This is a genomic window from Thiobacillus sp. (genome assembly GCF_024708915.1).
This window is the reverse complement of record NZ_JANJXQ010000099.1, coordinates 1-5320: the sequence shown is the minus strand read 5'-3', so window position 1 is coordinate 5320 and position 5320 is coordinate 1. Positions and strand designations below refer to the sequence as shown.

The window sequence follows — 5320 nt, the reverse complement described above, 5'->3', positions numbered from 1 at the left end:
GCGCACACCCTCTCCGCGACCTTCGACCTGCACAGCGCCAGCCGGGATCGCGAACTCAAGGTCACGCCGTTCTACACCTACGTCACCGACTACATCGATGCGGTTCGCCTGCCCGCTTACGCAAACGCCGCCAACCAGTTCGTCGTGCTCAAGTACGCCAACCACGACGCCCGCCTGTTCGGCCTCGACCTCGCCGGCAGGATGCCGCTGGGCAAGACCGGCTTCGGCGAATTCGGTCTCAAGGGGCAGCTCAACTACACCAACGGCAGGAATCGCGACACCGGCGACGACCTTTACAACATCATGCCGCTCAACGCCAGGCTGACGCTGACGCACAAGCTGCGTGGCTGGGACAACGCCGCCGAACTGGTGATGGTCAGCCGCAAGGACGACGTGTCCGCGATGCGCAACGAGATGGAAACCCCGGGCTACGCGCTGCTCAACCTGCGCGGCAGCCATGCGTGGAAAAAGCTGCGTGTCGACTTCGGCGTGGAGAACGTGTTCGACCGGCTCTACTACCATCCGCTCGGCGGCGCCTATATCGGCCAGGGCACGACGATGACCGCCAGCACGACGGCGATCACTGTTCCGCAATGGGGCACCCCGGTTCCCGGCATGGGCCGTTCGATCTACACTGCCTTGAATTACCAGTTCTGAGGAGAAGCAATCGATGAAAGCGCTTGTTGCCGCCGTGCTCCTGGCCAGCGCCGCCAGTCTGCCCGCCTGGGCCGCCAATATCGGCGTGACCGACGCGTGGGTGCGCGCCACCATGCCGGGGCAGCCGGTCAGCGGCGCCTACATGCAGATCCAGGCCGATGCCGATGCCCGCCTGATCGGCGCGTCCAGCCAGGCGGTGCCGCGGGTGGAAGTGCACGAAATGAAAATGGACGGCGGCGTGATGCGCATGCGCGAGGTGAAGGCGATCGAGCTGCCGCAAGGCAAGACCGTATCGCTCGAACCCGGCGGCTTCCACATCATGCTGATGAACCTGGAAAAACCGATTGCGGCAGGCGACGTCGTTCCGCTCACCCTGGTGGTGGAGTCCGGCGGCAAGCGGCAAACGGTGGAGGTGAATGCGGTCGCGCGCGACGTCCGCATGGGCGGCGCCATGCCGCATCGCCATCGCTGAGGCAGCGCATGGCGCAGTTGCGACCGGCGCGCCGTTCGGCCTGAAGCCCGGTACGCCCTAAGCCACGCTGGTTCCCGCAATGACGCCGCGCGCGTGCAGGTCCGCCAGTAACGCTGCGCCGGCCTGCAGGATGAGCGCCGGGTCGGGATGGCGGCTTTCTGCAGCGAGGCTTGCCAGTGCGGCACGCCCGCTCAGCGTGCCGGGTTCCAGCAGGGCCAGCAGGCGCGCGGTGAACGCGTTGATTTCGCTGAACTGCACCCGGTCGGCCGCGTCGCGGAACACCAGCAGCCAGGTTTCGGCAGGCTGAATCTTGCGGCGCGGGGCGATCCGCTGCACCGGCCAGTCGTAGCGCAGGTTGGCCAGCACCGGATTCAGCACCGGGATGCCGTCGAGCAGATCGCCTTGCGCATCGACGCCGCAAGCGATGCTGCGATTCGATACCGACAGCACCAGTTCGATCCATTCGTAATGGGCCAGCGCCAGGGTGAAAGGCGGATAGCCTTGCGCCGGGGTCCATTCGTTCTGCAGGAACTGCACAAACTCGTCCGGGATCTGCCGGAAGTAGGGCGAGCGGCTGCGGTGCGTGCTGAAGAATGCGCGCACCAGCCGGGTCCATTTGCGGACGCCGAGCACCTGCCGCAGCACCGGAAAGCAGGAAAGCAAAAAGCTCTCGACGTTGTTGAACAGGATGGCGTTGTAAACCTTCATGCGCCGCGCCGCGACGCCGGCCGGGCGCGGATGCGCCTGCGGGTCGCGGATGTGCGCGGCGAAGGCGAGCTGATAGCGCTGGAATTCAGGAAGCGCGGACGGTTCGCTCATGGGCCTGGTGCGCGGCCTGGATGCGGGCGATGCGTTCGACCTCGCGCGTCAGTTCGGCCAGCGGCGGAATGTTGAAGTCGCGTTCCAGCAGCGTGGGGGCGACGCCGTGGATACGGTAGGTTTCATCGAGCAGCGCCCATACCGGGTCGATCACCGCGGCGCCGTGCGTGTCGATCAGCAGATCGTCCGCTTCCCGGTAATGCCCCGCCATGTGCATGTAGACGATCCGTCCGGCGGGCAGGGCGCGGATAAATTCGACCGGGTCGTAGCGGTGGTTGACGCTGTTGACATAGACGTTGTTGACGTCCAGATGCAGGTCGCAGTCGGCTTCGCGCAGCACCGCGCGGATGAAGCTCGCCTCGTCCATGTCGGCGATCGGCGCGGCGGTGTAGAACGATGCGTTCTCGATGGCGATGCGGCGTTCCAGGATGTCCTGCGCACGGCGGATGCGTGCGGCGACGTATTTCACCGCCTCTTCCGTGAAGGGGATCGGCAGCAGGTCGTACAGGTGCCCGTCGTCCGAGCAGTACGACAGGTGTTCGGTATACAGCCGGATGCCATGCGCATCCATGAACTGCCGCGTTTTATGCAGCAGCAGCTCGTCGAGCGGGGCCGGGCCGCCGAGCGACAGCGACAGGCCGTGGCAGACGAACGGATAGCGTTCGGTAAAGCCGCGCAAATCGCGGCCATGCGCGCCGCCCAGGTCGATCCAGTTTTCCGGAGCGAGCTCGAAGAAATCGATGGCGGCGGGAACCCGGATTTTCAGCGCGGCAATGAGCTCGCGCCGGAAGCCCAGCCCCGCGCCGGCAAGGCGCAGGGAATTCATGGCAGGACTGCGATTATTTCATCACGGGGTTATTTCGCCATGGTGCCGCGCTTGCCTGCACCGCATTTCCCTTCCCCTGCCTTCATGCCACCGCATTTGCCATCCATCATCTTGGCCATTTCATCCTTGTCGATGAAGCCATCCTTGTTGGCATCCATCATGTCGAACATGGCTTCATGCTGCGTGGTGAACTCTTCCTTGCTGACCTTGCCGTCCTGATTGGTATCGGCCATGCAGTCTTTGCCATCCTTGCCGGCTTTCATCATGGCGGCGCCACACCTGCCTGCACCGCACTTGCCTTCGCCCATTTTCCCGGCTTGAGCAAGCATGTAGCCCTTGTCCAGAGACTGCATGGCGAAAGGGTTCTCGGCTGCGGAGGCGATGGGTGCTGCCCCGAGGGCGGCGGCAAATGCGGAACCGATAGCGACGGAAATCAGGGGTTTTTTGCTGGACATAATGTTCTCTCTAATAACGGTTCAAATAAACGCACAACAACATAATGCACCGGAAATCCGGTGGTTTTTATTGCTGGAAACCCATGAGCCGGGTTTCTTCTGCAATTCTCTTTCGATGCACGGCCGGAGTCGGGTTCCGGCGCAGCATGGCCTGCCTCTGTTCCGTTTTGGAACGGACGAAACATTTCCGGCATGGCGCGTCGTGCCGGCCGAAGCCCTGGCGGATGGCCGTTCCAGCCGGGTGGCCGGCAAACGGTAGTGGTTCGTCCATGACCGGTGAAGCAAGTTCCGTACTCCCTGTACGCCGGCTCCATTTTACGTCGCCCCGCCTTCAATGCGCCGATGAATGTCCGTTCGCGGTGTGGCATTGCACGCTGTGCGGGCATTCCGGCACAAGCGCCCGCAGCGGCAAACCGGGCTCTTGAAATAAAGATGGAGCACCCCAGATCGGTTCTATCCAAGAGTGTTTGTCAACCTGAAGGAGGACACCATGGCCAATATCACCCGTTATGACCCGTTTGAAGTAGCCGATCCGCTGGATACCCTGTTCCGCGGTTTTTTCCGCCCGGTGCGGCTGGACAAGGAGGCGCCGCAAATCCGCCTGGACGTGAAAGAGGATGAGAAAAGTTATGCCGTTCATGCCGATATTCCGGGCGTGGCCAAGGACGACATCCAGGTCACCATCGACGGCAACACCGTGGCGATCAGCGCCGAGGTGAAGAAAAACACCGAACAGAAGGACGGCGAGAAAGTGCTGCGCCGCGAGCGCTATTTCGGCCGCGTCGGCCGCAGCTTCGCGCTGGAACACGAGGTGGACGAGGCGGCCGCCACCGCCCGTTACCAGGACGGCGTGCTGCAACTGGTGTTGCCGAAGAAAACCGCGGCCGCGGCCAGGCGGCTGGCGGTGCAGTAAGCGCAGTCCGGCGCGGTTGAAAAGGCGGCTTCGCGTCGCCTTTTTTATTGGCGTAAAATCCGCCCCAAACTCAATCCGGAGCCGCCATGACCTCCCCCCACACCGCCGCCGAGAAGGCGCACATCCTGTCCGAGGCGCTGCCCTACATCCAGCGTTTCTACGACAAGACCATCGTCATCAAATACGGCGGCAACGCCATGACCGAGCGCCATCTGATGGAGGCCTTCGCCAAGGACGTGGTGCTGCTGAAGCTGGTCGGCATGAACCCGGTGGTGGTGCACGGCGGCGGCCCGCAGATCGCCGGACTGCTACAGCGCATCGGCAAGCAGAGCGAATTCATCCAGGGCATGCGGGTGACCGACGAGGAAACGCTCGACGTGGTGGAAATGGTGCTCGGCGGCCTGGTCAACCAGGACATCGTCACCCTGATCAACAAGCACGGCGGCCGCGCGGTGGGGCTGACCGGCAAGGACGGCAACTTCATCCACGCCAAGAAAATGCTGGTGCGGAGCAAGGATAAGGCCGACGAGATGCTCGATATCGGCCAGGTCGGCGAGATCACCAGCATCGACCCGGAGATCATTCAGGTGCTCGACGCGCGCGACTTCATCCCGGTGGTGGCGCCGCTCGGCGCCGACGCCGCGGGCAACGCCTACAACATCAATGCCGACGTCGCCGCGGGCAAGATCGCCGGTGTGCTGCAGGCAGAGAAGGTCATCTTCATGACCAATACCCCGGGTGTACTCGACAAGCAGATGCAGTTGCTGACCGGGCTGACGCCGAGCGAGGTCGACGAGCTGATCGCCGACGGCACCATCTCCGGCGGCATGATTCCGAAGGTGGGCTACGCGGTCGACGCAGTCAACAGCGGGGTGAAGACCGCGCACATCATCGACGGCCGCGTCGAGCACGCGCTGCTGCTGGAGGTGCTCACGCCGGAAGGCGTCGGCACTCTGATCAAGCGGGGCTGAGCGACATGCGCTACTGGCTGATGAAATCCGAACCGTCCGACGTCAGCATCGACGACCTCGCCGCCCTGCCCGGGCAAAGCGTCGCCTGGTACGGCGTGCGCAATTACCAGGCGCGCAATTTCATGCGCGACCAGATGAGGCCCGGCGACAAGGTGCTGTTCTACCATTCGTCGTGCGCCGAGCCGGGCATCGCCGGGCTGGCCGAGG

7 protein-coding genes and 1 pseudogene are annotated in these 5320 nt (G+C 63.7%); 5 read left to right on the top strand and 3 right to left on the bottom strand.

Annotated elements, in window-relative coordinates:
• Positions 1–657: pseudogene (locus Q0L94_RS07695) on the top strand (TonB-dependent receptor); the annotation flags it as partial.
• Positions 658–670: 13 nt separating this feature from the next.
• Entirely contained in the window at positions 671–1129 is a 459-nt protein-coding gene (locus Q0L94_RS07690) for a copper chaperone PCu(A)C (RefSeq protein WP_296752067.1), read from the top strand.
• Positions 1130–1186: 57 nt separating this feature from the next.
• Here the strand turns inward: Q0L94_RS07690 and Q0L94_RS07685 are convergent, their stop codons facing one another.
• Genes Q0L94_RS07685 through Q0L94_RS07675 form a run of 3 tightly spaced genes read right to left on the bottom strand, consistent with a single transcriptional unit; the run spans position 1187 to position 3229 of the window.
• Positions 1187–1948: a putative DNA-binding domain-containing protein gene (locus tag Q0L94_RS07685; RefSeq protein ID WP_296752064.1), complete on the bottom strand. Its 762-nt coding sequence runs from the start codon at positions 1946–1948 to the stop codon at positions 1187–1189.
• Positions 1923–2774, bottom strand: coding sequence for a DUF692 domain-containing protein (locus Q0L94_RS07680; protein ID WP_296752061.1), 852 nt, complete (start codon positions 2772–2774; stop codon positions 1923–1925). The genes Q0L94_RS07685 and Q0L94_RS07680 overlap by 26 nt, the downstream gene beginning before the upstream one ends.
• A gap of 29 nt (positions 2775–2803) precedes the next feature.
• Positions 2804–3229, bottom strand: a complete 426-nt coding sequence (locus Q0L94_RS07675; protein ID WP_296752058.1) for a hypothetical protein — start codon at positions 3227–3229, stop codon at positions 2804–2806.
• A gap of 490 nt (positions 3230–3719) precedes the next feature.
• Between Q0L94_RS07675 and Q0L94_RS07670 the strand changes: the two genes are divergently transcribed.
• From Q0L94_RS07670 to Q0L94_RS07660, 3 genes are all read left to right on the top strand, one after another.
• Positions 3720–4142 (top strand): Hsp20/alpha crystallin family protein, encoded by a 423-nt coding sequence (locus Q0L94_RS07670; protein WP_296752055.1) that lies wholly within the window; start codon positions 3720–3722, stop codon positions 4140–4142.
• An 86-nt stretch (positions 4143–4228) separates the two neighbouring features.
• The gene (gene argB, locus Q0L94_RS07665; protein ID WP_296752052.1) at positions 4229–5113 is read left to right on the top strand and encodes an acetylglutamate kinase; all 885 of its coding nucleotides are present in this window, start codon (positions 4229–4231) and stop codon (positions 5111–5113) included.
• Positions 5114–5118: 5 nt separating this feature from the next.
• Positions 5119–5320, top strand: a 202-nt coding sequence (locus Q0L94_RS07660) for an EVE domain-containing protein (protein ID WP_296752049.1), incomplete at its 3' end; no start/stop codon positions are given.